Below are 20012 nucleotides of genomic sequence, written 5' to 3' on the forward strand. Positions count from 1 at the left end.
TTGCATGACAATCTTGGTTAGAGCGTCCCCGACGCACCCACCGATTGCCCGATGTTCAGGCGTCAGGAAAGCTTCGAGGTGACATCGAGCCGGCAACCAACAGGCCGGTCTTGCGTAGATGCCATCATGGCCGCAATCATCATGCCGCAATCATGCCATGATTGGTTGTACTTGACAAACACTCAGTTCCGGATTTCGAGAGTTTTCGTAAAATTCGTCGATTTTTTCAGCGCCGCGGGCCAAGCCGACCGGCGATATCGGCGACAATGGCGCTGGCCGCCCTGCAGACCGGCTCAGCCCAGGCGTCCAATTGCTCTGACCCTGCCCGAAAAGCCGGCGCGGTGACCGAGACGCCGCCGAGAATTCCCGCCGCCGGCGCGTGAATGGCGGCAGCCACGCAACGAATGCCCGGCTGATGTTCCTCCAGATCGAAGGCAAAACCGCGGGCGCGGATATTTGCGATATCATCCATAAGGTCTCCCGCACGGACAAGCGTTCTCGGTGTATAGGAATGGAAGACCATGCGCGCGCAGCGCGCAGTGAGATCCGCATCATCAAGACAGGTGAGCGCGGCCTTGCCGACGCCGGTGCAATAGGCGGGCGCGGAATTTCCGACCTGCGAATGCATGCGCACCGCCTGCCGGCTTTCGATCTTGTCGAGGTAAACGATCTCGCAGTCGCGCAGCACGCCGAGATGCACCGTCTCGCCGGTTATCTCATGCAGCCGCGTCAGATGCGGCTCGGCCACCAGGCGAAAGGAATTGCGCGCCCAGGCGCGTGAGGCAAATTGCAGCAGGCGAAGGCCCGGCGTGTAGACGCCATCCGGCGACAAATCGATTAATCCCTCCATCACCAGATGCCGCAATTGCCGGTGCAGGCTGCCGCGCGGCTGGCCGGTGAGCTTTAAAAGATCGGTAAAGCGCGGCGGGTTTTCCGCACGTGCCACCAGATCCAGCAGCGCCACCGCCTTGCCGAGCGTACCCGTTTCGCCAGCGGCACTTTGCGCATCCACGTCCGCGGCTGGGCCATGAGGATCTGGCGATGATTGAGGCAATGGACAGTCCCCGCCTGTTGAGGAGGATCGGCCGCGAAGGCGGCTTGACACGTCCGCCGGTTTATTCTCTTTATTCCAATTAGTCAAACTCGGTTCCATATAATGGAACAACAGGAATATATCCTTGAGCCCTTCGCCCTCCTTCCGCTTTGCTGATCTTGAAGACCGTGGCGTGCTGATCACCGGCGGCGGTTCGGGCATTGGCGCCGCCTTCACCCGCGCCTTTGCCCGTCAGGGTGCCCGCGTCGCCTTCATCGACCGGGCGGATGAGCCGAGTGAAGCGCTGGTCAAGGAGCTTGACCGCGACAGCCGCCATCCGGTGACCTATCTCAACGCCGACCTGCGCGACATGAACGCCGTTGAAGCAGCGGTTAAGGCGGCAGCCGATCGCTGTGGCGGGCTGGGTGTTCTCGTCAACAATGCCGGCTGGGACGACCGCCACGAGTTGTTGGACGTGACGGAAGAGTATTGGGACGACAACCAGGCGATCAACATCAAGCAGATGTTTTTTGCCGCCAAGGCCGCCGCTCCCCATCTGAAGGCCGATGGCAACGGCGCCATCGTCAACCTGTCGTCCATCGCCTTTATGCTCAACATGGGCAGCCTGCCGAGTTATGCGACGGCGAAAGCCGGCATTCTCGGGCTGACGAAAAGCCTTGCAGGACGGCTGGGGCCGGACAATATCCGCGTCAACGCCATCCTGCCCGGCATGGTGGTGACAGAGCGGCAGAAGGAATTGTGGCTGACAGACGAAAGCATCAGCGCGATGATCGATCGCCAGTGCCTGAAACGCAGCCTGATGGCGGAAGACATGGTGGGGCCATGCCTGTTTCTCGCCTCCACCGCATCCGCCGGCATGACGGCGCAATGGCTGACCGTAGATGGAGGAACTCTCTGATGGCTGAGGCCACCTATATCGCCGTGGACTGGGGCACCAGCAGTTTCAGGCTCTGGCTGATGGATGCCGGACATAATATTCTGGCCGAACGCCGCAGCGGCGAAGGCATGACGACGGCTGCCGAAACCGGTTTTGCCACGGTGCTTGACGCGCATCTGGCCGCCGTCTCCGCCCCCGAAAACGCACCTGTCATCATCTGCGGCATGGCCGGCGCCCGTCAGGGCTGGGTGGAAGCCGGTTATGCCAATGCCCCTGCCCCGCTCTCCTCGGTGCTGGAAGGCGCCGTTTCCGTTCCCGGCCAGATCCGCAACATCCGCATCCTGCCGGGTATTGCCCAGCGCGCACCGGACGCACCGGACGTGATGCGCGGCGAGGAAACCCAGTTGCTCGGGGCCCTCGGCACCGCATCCTCTGGAAAGCAGCTGGTCTGCATGCCCGGGACCCATTCGAAATGGGTGAACGTCGAAGACAGCCGCGTGACGAGCTTTGCCTCCTTCATGACCGGCGAAGTGTTTGACGTTTTGTCAAAACAGTCGATCCTGAAACATGCGATGGCCGGTGCCGAAGGATTTGACGGGTCACACCCGGCCTTTCTGGCCGCGATCAAACGGGCAGTCTCCGCCCCTGCCATGGTCACCAACCTCATCTTCACCGCCCGTTCCGGCCAGCTTCTGAACGGGCTTGATGCGACAAGTGCGGCCGCGCGCCTTTCCGGCACGCTGATCGGCACGGAAATCGCCGGTGGCCTGTTTGCAGCCGGTGGCCACGTGGAGACGATCCAGCTGGTGGCATCCGGCCGCCTGCAGGGCCTTTACCAGGCCGCGTTCGAGGCACTTGGCCTTGGCTACCAGACGGTGGATGCCGATCTTGCCGTGCGCAACGGCCTTGGCGCCGCCGCCCAAACCCTTTTCTTCTCCGATGCAAGGATGCCCGCATGACCCGCGTTCCCTTTCCCCCGATGCAGCGGCCGCTGGTCGCAATCCTTCGCGGCCTGAAGCCGGAAGAAACACAGGCCGTTGTCGGTGGCCTGATCGAGGTGGGCTTTACCGCCATCGAAATTCCGCTGAATTCGCCTGATCCGTTCCGCTCCATCGAGATCGCGGCAAAACTTGCGCCTTCCGATTGCCTGATCGGCGCCGGCACGGTGCTGACCGTCGAGGATGTCGCCTCGCTTGATGCCGCCGGCGGACGGCTGATGGTGAGCCCGAATGTCGAACCGGCGGTGATTTCCCTTGCCGCCCAAAAGGGCATGGTCACGCTTCCCGGCTGCTTTACCGCAACCGAAGCGCTGGCCGCCGCGCGTGCCGGTGCCACGGGCCTCAAATTTTTCCCCGCAAGCGTGCTTGGTCCGTCGGGCATCAATGCCATTCGCACCGTGCTGCCGAAGGATCTCGTGATCGCGGCCGTTGGCGGCGTCTCGGATGCCAATTTCGCCGACTATATCAAGGGCGGTATCACCGCCTTCGGCCTCGGCTCCAGCCTCTACAAGCCGGGCATGACGCTTGCCGAGGTGGTGGGCAAGGCCATGATGACCATCGAGGCCTATGACCGGGCCATGGAGGCGCACGCATGACGCAGGTGGTCGATTTCAAAGGCACGGTTCTCTCCTCGCATGGCCTGGAACTCGGCGAAGGCCCGACCTATGATGCGGCAACCGACACGCTTTGGTGGTTCAACATTCTCGGACGCGAACTGCATGAGTTGAACGTGACGAGCGGGGCTGCCCGCGTGCATGCGCTGCCGTTTCGCGCCAGCGTTCTCGCCCGCATCGATGCCGGACGCCAGCTGCTGGCATCCGAAAAGGGCCTTTTCATCCGCGACGTCGCAACCGGCGAGCTGACACCCTACCGCGAGCTGGAACCGGCCCATATGGGCACCCGCTCCAATGATGGCAGGGTTCACCCCTGCGGCGCGTTGTGGATCGGCACCATGGGCCTGAAGGCCGAAGATGGCGCGGGCTCCATCTATCACGTGGCCAAGGGTGTCATCACAAGGATGTTTGCCGGCGTCAGCATTCCCAATTCCATCTGCTTTTCGCCGGATGGCGCGACCGGTTATTACACCGATACCCGCATCGGCAAGATCATGCGCGTGCCGCTCGATGCGGCAACCGGCCTTCCCGCCGGCAAAGCCGAGGTTTTTGTCGAAAGCGGCACCGCCGGCGGACCGGATGGCTCCGTCTGCGACAGCGATGGCAACGTGTGGAACGCACGCTGGGGCGCATCGGCCGTGGATTGCTACCGCCCCGACGGCAGCCATGCGGCGCGTTATGCGCTACCGACAAGCCGCACCTCCTGCCCCGCCTTCTTCGGCAAGGAATTTGGCCGCATCGCCGTGACCACCGCCTATGAAGGCGCAAGCGAAGCCGAACGCGCCGCCGATAAGCAGGCCGGCTTCCTCTTCGATCTCGGCATCACCGTGAAGGGACGCGAGGAACCGGCCTACCTGCTCTAGCAGGCGCCGGCGAAGGCCGAACGAAAAAGAGCCCGCGAAGGCGGGCGCAAACAACGATCAGGCGAAAACGTTCCCGCGTTTTCGCCTATTTTTTTGGCATATGCCTCCGGAACCATCCCCTACCCCATGCATTCTCTCCTCGAACCGGCGCAACGAGCCAACAGTTTGAAGCGCCAGAGACAAACAGATTACAAAGGTAGGTACGATATGAAGAAGACCCTTAGCACCATGGCAGCCGCTGCCGTACTGATGGCCTCCACAGCAGTCGCACCCGCGCTTGCTCAGACCGCCACCCCGGCTTCGCCGGCCGCTCCGGCCACCCAGTCCGGTACGACGACGACGGCACCTGCCGCCGGCACGACCGGTACGACGTCCGCCGCAGGCGCTGGCATGACCGGCGAATATCTGACCGAACAGGCTCAGAACCAGATCAGCGCCAATGACTATATCGGCAAGTCGATCTACAATGGCGAAGACAAGAGCATCGGCAGCGTGACCGACCTCATTCTCGAAGAAAACGGCGGCATTGTCGCAGCGGTGGTCGGCGTCGGTGGCTTCCTCGGCATGGGCCAGAAGGACGTCGCAGTCCCCATGGACAAGATCACGGTGACCCGTGAAGCCGACAGCAACGACATTCGTCTGACGACGACCGAAACGGCTGACGCGCTGAAGGCTGCACCGGAATTCAAGACGCTTGACGATCAGGATACGGCTGCAACATCCGGCACGATGGATGGGACCACCACCTCCTCGACCGGTGGCGCTGCAACGACCACGGCGCCTGCTGCAGGCGGTGCCACAACCCCGTCGACGACCACCCAGCCGTAATCTTTTACGGCGGGTCCCGGAACGAGGGACGCATTGCTTTTGAAGGCGAAACGGATCAGGGCGGCACGCAGGCGTCGCCCTTTTTCGTGCGTGATTTTCGCGTGTTGCAGCACAACAGGTCAGGCGGTTTCGCTGAGGTTACCGGGGTCGCGAAAATGTTGCTGGAGATACCGCTGCGTGGCGACGGCATCGACGGGCCGTCCGTAATAATAGCCCTGCCCCATGGCGCAGCCGAGCCCCTTCAGCTTTTCCGCATCCGCCCGCTCTTCGATGCCTTCGGCCACCACTTCGAGGTTCAGCCCGTCGCACATGGCGATGATGGCCTTGACGATATGTTCGGAGGCACGGTCCGTGGTGATGCGGGAGATGAATGCCCGATCGATCTTGACCTTGTCGAAGGCAAAATCGCGCAGGCGCCCCAGGCTGGACTGGCCGGTGCCGAAATCATCGAGCGAGATGCGCACGCCGGCCCGGCGAAGGTCGGCGATGATCTGCTCGGCGGTATCGGCCGAGGTCATGACGGCCGTTTCGGTGATCTCCAGTTCCAGCCGGGCAGGATCGAGCCCGACGCGTGACAGTGTGTTGAGGATGGCACCGGCCGTGCCCGTATCCATCAGCTGCGCGGAAGACAGGTTGAACGACAGGAACAGCTCGCGCGGCCACGACAGTGCTGCCTCCGCCGCCTTGCGCAAAAGTGCATGCGAGAGGGCATCGATAAAGCCGCGTTCTTCGGCAAGCGGTACGAAAACGGCAGGCGACACGAAACCGAGATCCGCATCGTTCCAGCGGGCCAGCGCCTCGAAACCCACGACGCAGGCATCGCGAATACGCACAATCGGCTGGAAATGCACCTCCACCGCATCGGCGATGATGGCATTGCGCAACGCCTGTTCCAGCTGCGTCGAGCGCTTCATTTCCTGGGCAATTTCGCGCGAATAGACGGTGATCTGGCCGCGGCCCCGACGTTTGGAGCGATAAAGCGCCGTTTCAGCGCTTTTCAGCAATTCCTCGAATTCGGCACCGGCAAAGGGATAAACGGCAAAGCCGAGCGAGGCCGAAAGCCGGACATTGCGATCGCCAAGATCATAGGGTGCCGAAAGTACGTCCTTGATCATCTGCCCCAGCCGTTCGGCACTGTGTTTTTCAAACACCAGCGGCAGCAGAACGGCAAACTCGTCGCCCTCGTGGCGGGTCACCGTCGCGCCATCGGGAATGCAGGCCTTCAGGCGATAGGCCACCTGGCAGAGGATCTCGTCGCCGGCTTCAGAGCCGAACAGGTCGTTGATCGGCTTGAAGCCATCAAGGTTAACGATGCCGATGGTGAAGGGGGCGGGATCATCGGCGCGTTCGGCGGCAATCAGGCGCACCTTGTCGCGCAACCGGTAGCGATTGCCAAGCCCCGTCAGGGGATCACGGTATGCCATCGCCTGCAGTTCGTTCTGACTGACGTCTGGCAACGGATCGCCCGCCGACTTCATAAACCCGTGCCCCGTTGAGATTTCTGGCCTTGGCGCACAATGCTGGCGAAAGATTAATAAAACATGGCAGCACGACTGTGGGTATTGTAGCCCGCGCCTAACGCAACCCGTCGCGCCGTCGCTTCACCGGGCTCTCGTCTCCCAGGTAGCGGCGGAACTTTTCCTCCAGCACGTCGGGGCTGAGCGGCTTCATCACCACGTCGTTCATGCCGGCGGCCCAGCAGGCATCGCGGTCTCCCTCGACGGCAGGCGACAGCACGCCGATGATCGGCACCGTGCCGGCCACCGTTTCCATTTCGCGGATCGCCGAGGCTGCCTCAAAGCCGTTAAGGCGCGGAAGCGTGATGTCCATGAGGACGATGCGCGGCTGGAGATCGCGAAACAACCGCACCGCCTCCTCGCCATCGGCGGCAATCGCGTAACGATAGCCGAGCCCTTCCAGGATCTGCGAAAAGACGATCTGGTTGACGCCGTTATCCTCCGCCACCAGCACATCGACGGGCATGGCCGAGGAAATCTGCCACTGCTCATCCGCCACCGGCTGTGCCGGCGGGGGATTGCGGAAACGACGCAGCACGGAAGGGATCAGTTCGCGCGCGACCTGAAACCCTTCCAGCACCAGCACGTCGATGCCGCAGGCTTGTGCGGCTTCCAGGCAGGCGAAATCCATGCCGGCATCCACCACCACCAGATCGACCACCACCTGCCTTTGGCGGGTGATATCGAGCACGGCGGCAAGCTCGCGGCCGTTGCGGGCAGCGGTGGCATCAAAACCGGCGCGCAGCAAAAGCGAGACGCCTTCCTCTTCCACCGCGCCGTCATCCGTCACAAGAAGAACACGGCGTCCGGCCATGTCCACCGGTGGCGTGACCTCCGCCGCCTGCCCCTCCGATTTTGGCCGGCGCATGTCCGAGACGATGAAATCGACACCCTCGAGACCGGCGAAATTCCATTCCGGCTGCTCGCCATTCGCCAGCAACTCGGCCACATCCTCCATGACAGTCACGACGTAATAACGCCCCGGCTTGCCGACACGGAATTTGCGCATGAGATAACAGGACGGTGGTTCCTCCGGCAGAATGATCTGGATACCGATGGAAAACGGCACGCCGGTCTCCAGAACCTGGCGGTTGGCGGCGTCGATATGGGCTGCCGGATCCGCAGCATGCAGTTCATCGGCCCTGCGACCGAGAATTTCATCCGCCGGGCGGCAATAGAGCCGTTCTGCCGCCTTGTTGACGGCCACGCAGAGGAGATTGCGATCGCGCACCATCACCGGAAAGGGCAGAGAATCGAGAATCTCTTCCGTCAGCTGCACCCGCTCGAGGTCCGTGCGCCACTGATCCTCGCGCCGGCGCAGTTCGGAGACATCACGCAGGATGCAGGTGCCGTAACCGGATGGCAGGCGCCGCCGTGTGAGGCTCATCCAGCGGTCGGCATCCCGGCGCACCACGGTTTCCGAACGCTCGCGCCAGAGGGCGGCGATCTCGCCGGCGATCCAGTCCTCGCGGCTGATGCGGCGGCGCTCCCCGCTGCTGGTTGTGTCGCCCTTCAGGCCGGCTTCCGGATCCGCGCTGTAGCCGCCCTTGTCGTAGATGCGGCCCAGCACATCGCGAAGCCGCGTGCCGGGCTGCGGTGCGGCCGACAGCGCCGGCAGGAAACCGACGACCTGCGGGCTTGCAAAGACAATGGTGTCATCGCGATCATAGATCAGGAAGGCGCCCGACATCGCATCGGCGATCAGTTCCATCAGCGCGGTGGCGGCAAGCCCCTTCATCTTCACGGTCTCAATCATCGCAGAACCGTTCGCATGGTCCGGGCGGCTCCCGCCCGGGGGAGCCGGCTTTCGTCCGCTGCCGGTTGCATCGCTTCCTGTCCTGTCTTTGCGCCCGCCTTGTCGCGCGGGTTCGCACGTCTGCGCCCAACAGATACGCCGCTTCGACTGGCGCAAGGTCGTGCGGCGCGGTATCCTGTTGCAAACGATAGCCGATTTGGCGTTAAGTTGCGCTTAACGCTACGATCTGCGGGGGACAAAGCGACAGGCCGGCTTTTCCCGGACCGGAAAATCCTGGAAAATAATGCGATGTCCGTCAAACAGCTTCCCGAAACGCTCATCAACCAGATCGCCGCAGGCGAAGTGATCGAGCGTCCCGCCAGCGCCGCCAAGGAGCTGATCGAAAACGCCATCGATGCCGGTGCGACCCGCGTGGAAATCGCGACCGCCGGCGGTGGCAAGAGCCTGATCCGCATCACCGACAATGGCAGCGGCATGGACGCCGATGACTTGAGCCTTGCCGTGCGCCGCCACTGCACGTCAAAGATTTCCGAAACGCTCGACGATATCCGCACGCTCGGTTTTCGCGGCGAGGCGCTGCCCTCGATCGGCTCGGTCGCCAAACTCTCCATCACCAGCCGGCGGGCCGGTTCGGCCACGGGCGTGGAAATTGCCCTTGCCGGCGGCAAGCTGACGCCGGTGCGCCCGGCGGCTGCCAATATCGGCACCGTGGTCGAAGTGCGCGACATCTTTTTTGCGACCCCTGCCCGGCTCAAATTCCTGAAGACGGAAAAGGCAGAGGCCGGCGCCATCACCGAAGTGGTGAAGCGCATGGCGATCGCCTTTCCGCATGTGCGTTTCGTGCTCTCTGGCTCCGACCGCTCGACGCTGGAATTTCCAGCCTCGCCCGGCGATCCGCTGAGCCGCATGGCGCAGGTTCTGGGCGCGGAGTTCAAGGACAATGCCATCGAGATCGATGCTGAGCGCGAAGATGTCGGCCTCACCGGTTTTGCCGGCGTGCCGACCTTCAACCGGGGCAATTCGGCGCATCAATATGCCTTCGTCAACGGACGCCCGGTGCAGGACAAACTGATCCTCTCGGCGATCCGCGGCGCCTATGCCGAAACCATTCCGTCCGGTCGTTATCCGGTGGCGGTGCTGTCGATCACGCTCGATCCGGCGCTTGTGGATGTCAATGTGCATCCGGCGAAGGCCGATGTGCGCTTTCGCGATCCGGGCCTCGTGCGCGGCCTCATCGTCGGGGCGCTGCGCCAGGCTTTGGCCCGCGAGGGCGACCGGGCGGCAACGACCGGGACCGACGGCCTGATGCGCGCGTTTCGTCCAGGCTTTGGCGGCGCACCCACAACGGAGACCGCCACTTCGCAGGCTGGCGGTTCGTCAGGCTATTTCACCGGCCACCGCAGCGGCAATGTCGGCTGGACGCCGGCCGCCTCGCCGTTTCGGCCGATGACGATTGCCGAGCCGGCATCCGCCGGGGTTTTTGGCGAGCGCGGTCAAGCGGCCTTTGACGCGGTGATGACGCCCAGCGCCCGCGCCGATGGCATGATGCCGGCTGCCGCAGAAGGCATCGTGGCCGGTGCGCCAGACCCCGCCACGCAGTTCCGGCTGGGGGCAGCGCGCGCGCAACTGCATGAAAATTACATTGTCGCCCAGACCGATACCGGCCTTGTCATCGTCGACCAGCATGCCGCCCATGAACGGCTGGTCTTCGAGGCGATGCGCAAGGCGCTGGAAAAGGACCGCCTGCCCTCGCAGGTTCTGCTGATCCCCGAAATCGTCGATCTGCCGGAAGAGGAGTGCGACCGGTTGATTGCACACGCGCCGCAGCTGGAAAAGCTCGGGCTGGCGCTGGAGCGGTTCGGCCCCGGTGCCGTTGCCGTGCGCGAAACGCCGGCCATGCTCGGTTCGGTTGATGCGGCAGGCCTGGTGCGCGATCTCGCCGACGAAATCGGCGAATGGAATACGTCGGATGGCCTCAAAAGCCGGCTGGAGCATGTGGCCGCCACCATGGCCTGCCATGGCTCGGTGCGCTCCGGCCGCAGGCTTCGCCCGGAGGAGATGAACGCTCTGCTGCGCGAGATGGAGGCGACCCCCGGCTCTGGCCAGTGCAACCATGGGCGCCCGACCTATATCGAGCTGAAACTCAACGACATCGAGCGCCTGTTCGGCCGCAGCTGATTTTTTAAACACGCCCAGCCCGCCGGGTCTGGCCAAGGGGCGGCGTGCGGGGGTAGATGAAACCAATGAACTTACGCAGGAGACGACCGATGAACCGTTTTGAAGGCGGCAGCCACCGCGAGGCAAAAATCCGCTATCTCGACGGCGATTTCCAGATCCTGTCGGCCGGCGCCTATGTGACCTGCGCCATGACCGGTGCGCAGATCCCGGTCGATGAATTGCGCTACTGGAGCGTCGCCCGCCAGGAACCCTATGCCGATGCCGCATCGTCGCTTGAAGCCGACAAGCGGGCGGGCATATTGCCGAACCAGAGGCGCGGATAGTTTTTTTGGGGGCCGGCTTGCGGCTCTATAGCCGCCGAATATGCCGCTTAGCCCCCCTCTGCCCTGCCGGGCATCTCCCCCACAAGGGGGGAGAGCAGATGGGGCAGACGCCCAACTTCCTCGATATCGACCAAGTTTCTCGGTAGCATTAAGGGCAGCACACCTCTGCAATGGGAGCCCCGACGGCAGCGCCACGCTAATCTCCCCACCTGTGGGGGAGATGCCCGGCAGGGCAGAGGGGGGCTTGCGGCAGATTGGAAGATCTCGTCGCATGCCGAACGCCTTCGACGCGCCACGTTAAACCGGCCTGCTGCCTCGCTTTTCCCGCAACACCCGCTCCCGGCAATGAGCAATCGCCTCGTCGATCATCTGCCCCGGCACATGGGGATCGTCGAACACCATATCGACCTCCACCACCCGCAGCCGATCCAGCAGCGTTTTCGCCGCCCCCGGACGCCCGGCAAGGCGCACGGCATCTTTTGACGTGGTGACGATCAGCAGATTTTGCTCCTCCGCCTCGCGCATGAGATCCGCCGCTTCCGCATCCGAAAAAGCGTGGTGGTCGGCAAAAGAGCGCTCGACGGCAATCTCCCCGCCAATCGAGGCAACCGTTCGATAGAACTTCTGCGGATCGGCAATGCCGGCAAAGGCCAGCACGCGCTTGCCGGCAATCTCCGGGTCAGGACGCGGCACGAGGCTTGCCACGCGAAGCGGTTTTCCGGCGCGCGCCGCCTGGCGCACCACCGCATCGGCGCCGGTGCCACTGCCGACCTTCATCAGCGCCGACATCTGGCGGATCTGTTCGGAAAGCGGCGCACGCAGCGGTCCTGACGGGAGGACATGGCCATTGCCCACGCCGCGCACAGAATCGATGACGACAAGGGCGAAATCGAGCACCAGGCGGGCGCTTTGAAAACCGTCGTCCATGATGATGAGGTCGCAGCCTTCTGCCACGAGCCTTCGCGCCCCTTCGAACCGCTTGCGGGAAATCACCGTCAGTGCCTCGCGCGCCAGAAGCAGTGGCTCGTCACCCACGGCATCGGCGCCGTGCAGCTTCGGATCCACCACCGTCGTCACGGAAAGCGTGCCGCCATAACCGCGACTGAGAAAGCCGGGTGTGAGCCCTTTCGCCTTGGCCGCTCGGGCAAGGGCAATGGCAGTCGGTGTTTTGCCGGCGCCGCCGACGGTGAAATTTCCGACGCAAAGCACAGGCACGGGAACGCTCGGCCGCTGCGTGCGGGCCATGCGCCGGCCGGCAATGCGACCATAAACGACAGAGAGCGGCCACAGGCCATAGGCACGCCAGTTCGCCCGTGTCCACCAGAAGGAAGGCGCCTCAGAAACCATCTTTGTCCTCTTTGCCGCCGGCAGCTAGAGCAATTCCAGCAAAAGTGCGAAGCGGTTTTGCGTCCGGATTTGCGTGAAAACAAGCAGATAGAGCATTAAAGGCGAGTCCCTTTTCGCCGGAAATGCTCTATCCCGCCGGACGCTCGCGCAGTATCAGGCCAGGCAACGCTCAGGCCGGCTCACCCTGCGGCAGCAGCGTTTCAAGCCCGGTAATATCGGCCAGCACATGGTCGGCAGCCGCTGCCAGCGTTGCCGGCGAGCCGGTGCCTGTGAGAACCGCGACTTTCAGCCCGGCACCGGCCGCCGCCCCCATGTGCAGGTCGTGATTGTTGTCGCCGATCATCGCCACCTCGAACGGTTCAAGGCCCACAGCCTTGCAGAAGCCGAGAACCATGCCCGGTTCCGGCTTGCAGCCATGGCCGCTGTCATAACCGCAGATAAAATCCAGATGATCGAGAAAGCCGAAACGTCGTGCCGTCTCGCGGATCGAGCGCTCGTTATCGCTGGAGGCGACGCCGAGGCGAAAGCCACGGGCGCGAAGGCGGCCGAAATAGGCGCTAAGATCGGTGACCGCAACGGAAAAATCCGAGGCGCGCACGAAAAGATCATCCAGTGCAACGGTGAGCGGCCCAACGGCAAGCGGTGAGCCGGCCTTGGCGAAACCGGCAGCGATCTCTGCGGCGGTTCCGGCGGCAAAAAGACTGTCGGCCCTGGTCAATCCGGTCACCGGATCCATGCCGCAGGCGATCAGCAACCGGTTTTCGAGATCCTCGCCACCGCCATCGGCGGCAAGTTTTGCCGCCTGCCGGTTCACCGGGCCCCAGCTTTCGTCATAACGCAGCAGCGTGCCGTCCTTGTCGAACAGCAGGCCCTTGATGGTGGAAAGGGAGGGCGTATCCATCAGCCAGCGGTTCCGGCAGGGCGCAGCCGTGCGGTGACGGTCAGCGGGTTGAGATAGGGTTCCAGCGCCTTGATCGTGGTGGAGAGCGCACCGCGCATATCCTGCACCGCCTCATGGCCGCAATCGATCATCTTCTGACGGGCCGGATCATTGGTCATCAGGTAATGCACGGCTTTCGCCAGCATTTCGGTATCGCGCACCATGCGCGCGCCGCCACGCCGGATCACCTGCTGATAGGTCTCGCGAAAATTCTGCACATTGGGGCCGGTCAGCACCGCGCAGCCGAGCATGGCGGATTCAAGCGGGTTCTGCCCACCTTCGGCCGTCAGCGAACGGCCGACAAAGGAAATCTCGGTGAGGCGCAGGTAAAGCCCCATTTCACCGATCGTATCGCCCAGAAAGACATCGGTTTCCGGCGTGATGCGGTCGTTGCGGCTGCGGCGGGCAACAACAAGCCCCTGCCCGGTCAGCATCGCCTCGACCGCGTCGGCGCGTTCGGGATGGCGCGGCACGAGAACGGTCAGCTGCCCGTTGCGCGGCTTCAACGCCCGGTGAACGAAGGCGGCCGCCTCGTCCTCGCCCTCGAATGTGCAGATGGCAGCCCAGGTCTTGCGGGTGCCGATCTCGGCAACGTAGCGTTCCAGCACGGCCTCATCGACCGGTGGCGGGTCTGTGTCGCCCTTCAGATTGCCGGAAATGACCACCGGCCAGGCACCGAGATCGCGAAAGCGTTCGGCATCGAGGTCGGAGCGGGCCACCACCAGCGCAAGCTTGCCGAACAACAGTTCGGCAATCGCCGAGCGGCTGCTCCAGCGCTCGAAGGAGCGATCGGAAATACGGGCATTGACGCGGATCTGCGGGATATTGCGCCGCGTCAGTTCCGCCATGGTCGTCGGCCAGATTTCCGATTCCGCCGTAATCGCCGCATCGGGACGCCAATAGGCGATGAAGCGTTTGATCGGAAACTTGACGTCCAGCGGCACATATTGGTGGATCACCTCGTCGCCGAGGCGTTTGTGACTAAGCTCGGCCGACGTCATCGTGCCGGTGGTCAGGAGAACATGGATGTCCCGGCGCCGCAGTTCGCGGATGAGCGGAATGACGGCGATGGTTTCGCCCACGCTTGCCGCATGCACCCAGATCAACGGGCCGCGCGGACGCGCAATGCTGGCATACCCGAAACGTTCCAGACGGCGCTGGCGCTCTTCCTTGCCCTTGATGGCCCGGTAGGCAAGATAGGATGAAGCCAGGGGATATGCGCAGATACCGGCCACGCGGTATCCGAGCAACGCCATGCGCGCCAAGCCGTTGCTCAATGCCATCGCCCCTTTATGCTTGCCATCCCCACCATCCCCGGTCGCAGCCCTTGTTTTTTGCACATTGGCCCATGCCTGACAAATGCGTCGAAAACACAGCTGTCGATTGCCTTAAGAGGCGGGCGGACCGCCGCATGGTCGATGGATCAGCCCTTGGAATCGGGATCCAGCAGACGGTGCATGTGAACGATGAAATAGCGCATGTGCGCATTGTCAACGGTCATCTGCGCCTTGCTTTTCCAGGCTTCCAGAGCGCTTGCATAATCGGGATAGATACCGACGATGTCGAGGGCCGCCAGATCCTTGAAATCAAGGCCCTTGAGGCTTTCCAGCTCACCGCCGAAAACCAGGTGTAGGAGTTGTTTCTTGCCGCTCTGCTCGGTCATTTTCTACCTCGTCTTTTCGTCTCCCCGTCCCTTCCTCCTGCGGCATTCGAGGGCAAAGGTCAACCCGAGGCAAGGCCGGCGACCAAGCTTTCCAGAACATGTTCCGCCCCGCCGCAGAGCACACCCTGCGTAACAGCCTGCCGGTTGTAGATGAGGCGATGGCCATCAAGATCGACAAGCCGCCCGCCGGCCCGCTCCAGGATGATGTCGGCAGCCGCCAGATCCCATTCATGGCTGTTGCGCTTCACCACCGTGCCATCGATCCGCCCATCGGCGACCATGGCAAGCCGGTAGGCAAGCGAGGGCACGTGGCGGATGCGGTTGAGCGTCCGGCGAAAATCGGGCGCAAACTGGCCGAGCATGTCTTCGGCCACCGCGATCTGGCGAAGCGCGCCGGGATTTTCGGCAGACACGGAAATCGGCACGCCGTTCTTCAGCGCCGGCCCACCCACGCAGGCGCAAAATTCCTCCTGCAGCGCCGGCGCATACAGAACACCCGCCACCGGCTTGCCACGATGGACCACCGCGACACTAACGCACCAGGTCTTTTCGCCGTTGATGAAGGCGCGCGTGCCATCGATCGGATCGACCACGAACAGCGTGTCGCGCGACAAACGCTGCGCATCGTCATCCGTCTCTTCCGACAGCCAGCCATAGCCAGGACGGCTCCCAAGAAGCAGCGTCTGCAGCCGGTCGTTGGAGGCAAAATCGGCGGCACTCACCGGCGAGCGCCCCTCGTTCTTCCACCAAACTTCCGGTGAACGGCCAAAATAGCCAAGCGCGATATCGCCCGCCTCGCGGGCTGCCTTACGGATCAGCGCCAGATCGTCGTCAAAGGTCTGCTCTGCGTCATGGTTCAAGATCAGCGCCCCGCCAGTGTCATGCCTTCAATCGCAATTGTCGGTGCGGCAACGCCATATTTGCGGTCGATGTCGCTGGCCGGCGTCAGCCGCATGAACATGTCCTTCAAGTTGGAGGCGATGGTGACTTCGGAAACGGGAAAGGCCAGTTCGCCATTCTCGATCCAGAAGCCGGTGGCGCCACGGCTGTATTCGCCCGTCAGCATGTTGACGCCCTGCCCGATGAGTTCGGTGACGTAAAGCCCGGTGCCGATGCTGGCGATGAGGTCTTCCGGCGAGATATCGCCCGGCTCCAGCGCCAGATTGGTCGAACCCGGCGAGACAGAAGTGCCGCCGCGCACGCCGCGCCCGTTGGTGGAAAGGCCAAGTTCCCGCCCGGTCGAGGTGGACAGGAACCAGTGGTTCAGCACGCCGTCCTCGATCATCGAAAGCTTGGCACCCGATACGCCCTCGCCATCGAAGGGGCGCGAGGAGGATCCGCGCACGATCATCGGATCGTCGGTGATCGACAGCCCCGATTTCAACACCTGCTGGCCCATCTTGTCGCGCAGGAAGCTTGTCTTGCGGGCAACCGATGCGCCGTTGATGGCGCCGGCGATATGGCCGACAAAGCCGCGTGCGATGCGCGGGTCAAACACGACGGTGACATTGCTGCCCGTATCCACCTGGCGCGGGTTGACGCGCTTGACCGTGCGTTCACCGGCGCGTTTGCCGATTAGTTCGGGAGAGGCAAGGTCTGCGGCATAAAGGCGGCTGTCGAAATCATAGTCGCGCTCCATCTTCGTGCCTTCGCCGGCAATGACGCTGACGGAGCGGCTGAAGCGGCTGGCCATATAGCTGCCGGAAAAGCCGTGCGAGGTGACGAGCACCAGCCCGCCGGCACCAGCCGATGCGCCGGAACCGGACGAATTGCTGATGCCAGGCACGCCAAGGGCTGCTTCTTCCATAGCAAGGGCTGCCTGCGTCAGTTCCTCCGTCGACATCTCGGTCGGATCAAACAGCTCGAGATCGGGATAGGCGCGGGCCAGATCCGCCTCGTCGGCAAGGCAGGCGTAAGGGTCATCCGGCGAGACGCGCGCCATGGCAACGGCGCGTTCGGCAAGGGCTGCAAGATCAAAGCCCGGATTGGCCGAGACGCTGGCGACGCGCTTTCCGACAAACACCCTCAGCGAAAAATCGTCGCTTTCGGAGGCTTCCGTACCCTCCACCTTGCCAAGGCGAACGCTGACGGAACGGGAGCGGGAGCGCACGATGACCGCATCGGCCTGATCGGCGCCTGCCTTGCGTGCAAGATCGACAAGCTCGCCTGCGCGAGACAGCAGCGCGTTTTGGCCATTTTCAGAGGACATGGGAAACCCTTTCATTCCCGTTCCATGTATTGTGGACTAAAGGATGCATCAAGGGCGGCGGGGCGATTCTTGTTCCCAATGCCGAAACGACCCCGCGAGGTTTCATGGCAAGTGCAGATCCCCTGTTTACCGAAACGCTGCTGCTGCTGGGCGGCGCGGTGCTGGCCGCACCAATTTTCAAGAAGCTCGGGCTTGGCACGGTGCTCGGATATCTTGCGGCGGGCATCGTCATCGGACCCATCCTGCAGCTGATTGCAGATCCCGAAGAGGTACTGCATGTCTCCGAACTCGGCGTCGTTTTCCTGCTCTTCATCATCGGGCTGGAGTTGAAACCCTCGCGCCTGTGGCAGATGCGCGGCGATATTTTTATCCTCGGCACCGCGCAGGTGTTGTTGAGCGGTCTGGCGCTGACGGGACTTGCCTGGGCAACCGGCATTGCCAGCTGGCAGGGTTCGGTGATTGCAGGCTTTGGCCTTGCCCTCTCCTCCACAGCCTTCGCCCTGCAGATCCTCAACGATGCCGGCGATACGAATTCCGCTTATGGGCGACGCGCCTTTTCGGTCCTGCTGTTCCAGGATCTGGCCATCGTGCCGCTTCTGGCGCTGGTCACGCTGCTGCGATCGGGACCGGGTACTGCAGAAAGCTCGTTCCTCACCGATTTTGCCGTGGCCGCCGGCGCCGTCATCGGCATGGTTCTGGCCGGTCGTTACCTGCTGACGCCGCTGTTTCAGGTGATTGCCCGCACCGGCGCGCGTGAGGTGATGCTGGCGGCGGCCCTTCTGGTGGTGCTGGGTGCTGCCGTCCTGATGCAGCTTGCCGGGCTCTCCATGGCCATGGGCGCGTTTCTCGCCGGCATCATGCTGGCCGAATCCTCCTACCGGCATGAACTTGAAGCCGATATCGAGCCGTTTCGCGGGCTGCTGCTCGCCATGTTCTTCATGGCGGTCGGCCTGTCGCTCGATCTTGAGGCCATTCTCGCCAATCTCGCGCTGATCCTCATCGGCGTGCCGCTGTTCATGGCTGCAAAGGGGTTGATCCTCTATATCCTCTGCCGTATCGGCGGCTCCAGCCGCGAAGATGCCGCAAGCATTGCCGTGCTTCTGCCGCAGGGCGGCGAATTCGGTTTCGTGTTGTTTACAACGGCGGTTGCCGCCGGCCTTCTGTCGCCGGCCACCGCTTCGCTGCTGATTGCCAGCGTCACCCTGTCGATGGCGCTCACCCCCCTCGGTTCGGCGATTGCCAAGCGTTTCCTCGTGCGTGAACAGGGCCGCGAGGAAATGCCGGAGGATTTTGAGGGCGCGGGCTCCGACGTGCTGATGGTGGGCTTTTCGCGTTTCGGCCAGATCGCAGCGCAGATCCTGCTTGCCGGCGGTCGCGAGGTCACCGTCATCGACGATTCGCCCGACCGTATCCGACAGGCGGCGACCTTCGGCTTCCGCATCTATTTCGGTGACGGCACACGGCGCGAGGTGCTGATGGCAGCCGGCATAGAGCGGGCCAAGATCGTTGCCGTCTGCACCCAGAAACGCGAGGTGACGGACCACATCGTTGACCTCATCCGCGCCGAGTTTCCCGAGGTGCGCCTTTTCGTGCGCTCCTATGACCGTATCCACACGATTTCGCTGCGTGCCCGCGAGGTGGAATACGAACTGCGAGAAACGCTGGAATCCGGGCTTCTGTTCGGGCAAAAGACGCTGGAGGCACTTGGCACATCGGAATCGGAAACGAGCGAGATCGGTGACGACATCAGACGACGCGACGAGGAGCGGTTGCAGATCCAGGCGGCGCAAGGCATTTCCGCCGGCGCCCATATGCTGCACACGCGCCCGGTTCGCCCGGAACCGCTGACCAAGCCGAAACGCGCCACCACCGTGACGGAAGAGCCGGAAAACGTTTAGGCCGGGACATGTCCGGCGCGAGAGCCGGACGGAGCGAGATCTAGCCAGCGCAAGATGGGGGCGGATCAGGTGCGGGCGACGGCGAGCAGGCCTTCCAGCCCGCGCTTCAACTCGTCCTTGATTGGCGCGGATTCCTCGAGGATTTCGTGGGCTTTGAGAAAATCCATCACCCCGAAGCGGTTGACGGAGGGGCGCAGGAAAAGATGCGGCGGATGCAGCTTCATCTTCAAGGCAATAGCCGCCTGCATCATCAGCTGGCTTGCCCCGAACACGCTGTCGATGCGGTTCGGCGCATGGGTGCCATCCCCTTCCGGCGCGCCCACCACATCGACGCCGATGACGATGTCGCAGGTGTCCATGACATGTTCATAAGGGATCGGGTTGAACACGCCGCCATCGATCATCACCCGGCCATGGATCATGACAGGCATGAAGAGACCGGGAATGGCAGCCGAGGCGGCAATGGCCGTGCGCAGGTCGCCCTCTTCCAGGATCACCTCCGACTGGCCGTAATAATCGGTGACGGCGATTTTCAACGGGATTTTCAGGCCTTCGAAATCCGCCGGGATTTCCGGCGGCAGAAATGCCTCAAGGATGCGCTCCAGGTTGAAATGGCCCAGCCGAAAGCCGCCCACCACATCGCGCATGCTGGATGGTCCGAGCGACCACAGGCGGTTCAGCACGGCGGAACGGTTGCCGACGGTTTCGAGCGTATAATCGCGGATGGCAGCGCCTGACAGGCCGGACGCCATGCCGGCGCCGAAGATGGCACCGATGGAGGAGCCGGCAATCGCGACGGGAACGATGCCCATCTCGTCCAGCGCCTCGATGACGGCGATATGAGCGATGCCGCGCGCACCGCCGCCGCCAAAGGCCACCGCTACCCGTGGCATGCCGCCGTGAAGCGACAGGCCGTGTTCGGGAAGCGAGAGCTTCGTCGTCATGGG

General features: G+C 63.1%; 18 protein-coding genes. 8 read left to right on the forward strand and 10 right to left on the reverse strand.

Annotated elements, in window-relative coordinates; all coding sequences use genetic code 11:
• Positions 1–226 precede the first annotated feature (226 nt).
• Positions 227–1012 (reverse strand): IclR family transcriptional regulator, encoded by a 786-nt coding sequence (locus AC4CWH_RS12620; protein WP_491319015.1) that lies wholly within the window; start codon positions 1010–1012, stop codon positions 227–229.
• A 166-nt stretch (positions 1013–1178) separates the two neighbouring features.
• Here AC4CWH_RS12620 and AC4CWH_RS12625 point away from each other — a divergent pair, with 166 nt between their 5' ends.
• From AC4CWH_RS12625 to AC4CWH_RS12645, 5 genes are all read left to right on the forward strand, one after another.
• Entirely contained in the window at positions 1179–1952 is a 774-nt protein-coding gene (locus tag AC4CWH_RS12625) for an SDR family NAD(P)-dependent oxidoreductase (protein WP_491319016.1), read from the forward strand.
• Entirely contained in the window at positions 1952–2890 is a 939-nt protein-coding gene (locus AC4CWH_RS12630) for a 2-dehydro-3-deoxygalactonokinase (RefSeq protein ID WP_491319017.1), read from the forward strand. Before AC4CWH_RS12625 ends, AC4CWH_RS12630 begins: the two co-directional genes overlap by 1 nt.
• Entirely contained in the window at positions 2887–3525 is a 639-nt protein-coding gene (locus tag AC4CWH_RS12635) for a 2-dehydro-3-deoxy-6-phosphogalactonate aldolase (protein ID WP_491319018.1), read from the forward strand. Before AC4CWH_RS12630 ends, AC4CWH_RS12635 begins: the two co-directional genes overlap by 4 nt.
• Entirely contained in the window at positions 3522–4406 is an 885-nt protein-coding gene (locus AC4CWH_RS12640; protein ID WP_491319019.1) for an SMP-30/gluconolactonase/LRE family protein, read from the forward strand. Before AC4CWH_RS12635 ends, AC4CWH_RS12640 begins: the two co-directional genes overlap by 4 nt.
• Before the next feature lie 207 nt (positions 4407–4613).
• Positions 4614–5234: a PRC-barrel domain-containing protein gene (locus AC4CWH_RS12645; RefSeq protein WP_491282369.1), complete on the forward strand. Its 621-nt coding sequence runs from the start codon at positions 4614–4616 to the stop codon at positions 5232–5234.
• A 119-nt stretch (positions 5235–5353) separates the two neighbouring features.
• On the opposite strand, the gene AC4CWH_RS12650 is transcribed toward AC4CWH_RS12645, so the two are convergent.
• Together AC4CWH_RS12650 and AC4CWH_RS12655 are read right to left on the reverse strand one after the other, a co-directional pair.
• On the reverse strand, positions 5354–6712 hold the full coding sequence (locus tag AC4CWH_RS12650) for a putative bifunctional diguanylate cyclase/phosphodiesterase (protein ID WP_491319020.1): 1359 nt from the start codon (positions 6710–6712) through the stop codon (positions 5354–5356).
• Between the two features lie 97 nt (positions 6713–6809).
• Positions 6810–8507: a response regulator gene (locus AC4CWH_RS12655; RefSeq protein ID WP_491319021.1), complete on the reverse strand. Its 1698-nt coding sequence runs from the start codon at positions 8505–8507 to the stop codon at positions 6810–6812.
• 288 nt (positions 8508–8795) lie between these two features.
• On the opposite strand from AC4CWH_RS12655, the gene mutL reads away from it, so the two are divergent.
• Together mutL and AC4CWH_RS12665 are read left to right on the forward strand one after the other, a co-directional pair.
• A complete protein-coding gene (gene mutL / locus AC4CWH_RS12660) occupies positions 8796–10685 on the forward strand; it encodes a DNA mismatch repair endonuclease MutL (RefSeq protein ID WP_491319022.1) in 1890 nt (629 codons plus the stop codon).
• 89 nt (positions 10686–10774) lie between these two features.
• Complete coding sequence (locus tag AC4CWH_RS12665; protein ID WP_491319023.1) at positions 10775–11008, forward strand: DUF2093 domain-containing protein; 234 nt, start codon at positions 10775–10777, stop codon at positions 11006–11008.
• 297 nt (positions 11009–11305) lie between these two features.
• Here AC4CWH_RS12665 and lpxK read toward each other — a convergent pair whose 3' ends face one another.
• From lpxK to AC4CWH_RS12695, 6 genes are all read right to left on the reverse strand, one after another.
• Positions 11306–12355, reverse strand: coding sequence for a tetraacyldisaccharide 4'-kinase (lpxK, locus tag AC4CWH_RS12670; protein WP_491319024.1), 1050 nt, complete (start codon positions 12353–12355; stop codon positions 11306–11308).
• A 169-nt stretch (positions 12356–12524) separates the two neighbouring features.
• Positions 12525–13256: an HAD family hydrolase gene (locus AC4CWH_RS12675; protein WP_491319025.1), complete on the reverse strand. Its 732-nt coding sequence runs from the start codon at positions 13254–13256 to the stop codon at positions 12525–12527.
• Entirely contained in the window at positions 13256–14572 is a 1317-nt protein-coding gene (gene waaA, locus AC4CWH_RS12680) for a lipid IV(A) 3-deoxy-D-manno-octulosonic acid transferase (protein WP_491321426.1), read from the reverse strand. The genes AC4CWH_RS12675 and waaA overlap by 1 nt, the downstream gene beginning before the upstream one ends.
• Positions 14573–14718: 146 nt before the next feature.
• Entirely contained in the window at positions 14719–14958 is a 240-nt protein-coding gene (locus AC4CWH_RS12685) for a DUF4170 domain-containing protein (RefSeq protein ID WP_491282376.1), read from the reverse strand.
• Positions 14959–15017: 59 nt separating this feature from the next.
• On the reverse strand, positions 15018–15818 hold the full coding sequence (locus tag AC4CWH_RS12690; RefSeq protein ID WP_491319026.1) for a 3'(2'),5'-bisphosphate nucleotidase CysQ: 801 nt from the start codon (positions 15816–15818) through the stop codon (positions 15018–15020).
• A gap of 2 nt (positions 15819–15820) precedes the next feature.
• Positions 15821–17167, reverse strand: coding sequence for a TldD/PmbA family protein (locus AC4CWH_RS12695; RefSeq protein ID WP_491319027.1), 1347 nt, complete (start codon positions 17165–17167; stop codon positions 15821–15823).
• A gap of 104 nt (positions 17168–17271) precedes the next feature.
• On the opposite strand from AC4CWH_RS12695, the gene AC4CWH_RS12700 reads away from it, so the two are divergent.
• Positions 17272–19065, forward strand: coding sequence for a monovalent cation:proton antiporter-2 (CPA2) family protein (locus tag AC4CWH_RS12700; protein ID WP_491319028.1), 1794 nt, complete (start codon positions 17272–17274; stop codon positions 19063–19065).
• 65 nt (positions 19066–19130) lie between these two features.
• Here the strand turns inward: AC4CWH_RS12700 and AC4CWH_RS12705 are convergent, their stop codons facing one another.
• Complete coding sequence (locus AC4CWH_RS12705) at positions 19131–20009, reverse strand: patatin-like phospholipase family protein (RefSeq protein ID WP_491319029.1); 879 nt, start codon at positions 20007–20009, stop codon at positions 19131–19133.
• Positions 20010–20012 lie beyond the last annotated feature (3 nt).

The organism is Neorhizobium sp. PAMB6716 (genome assembly GCF_058242805.1).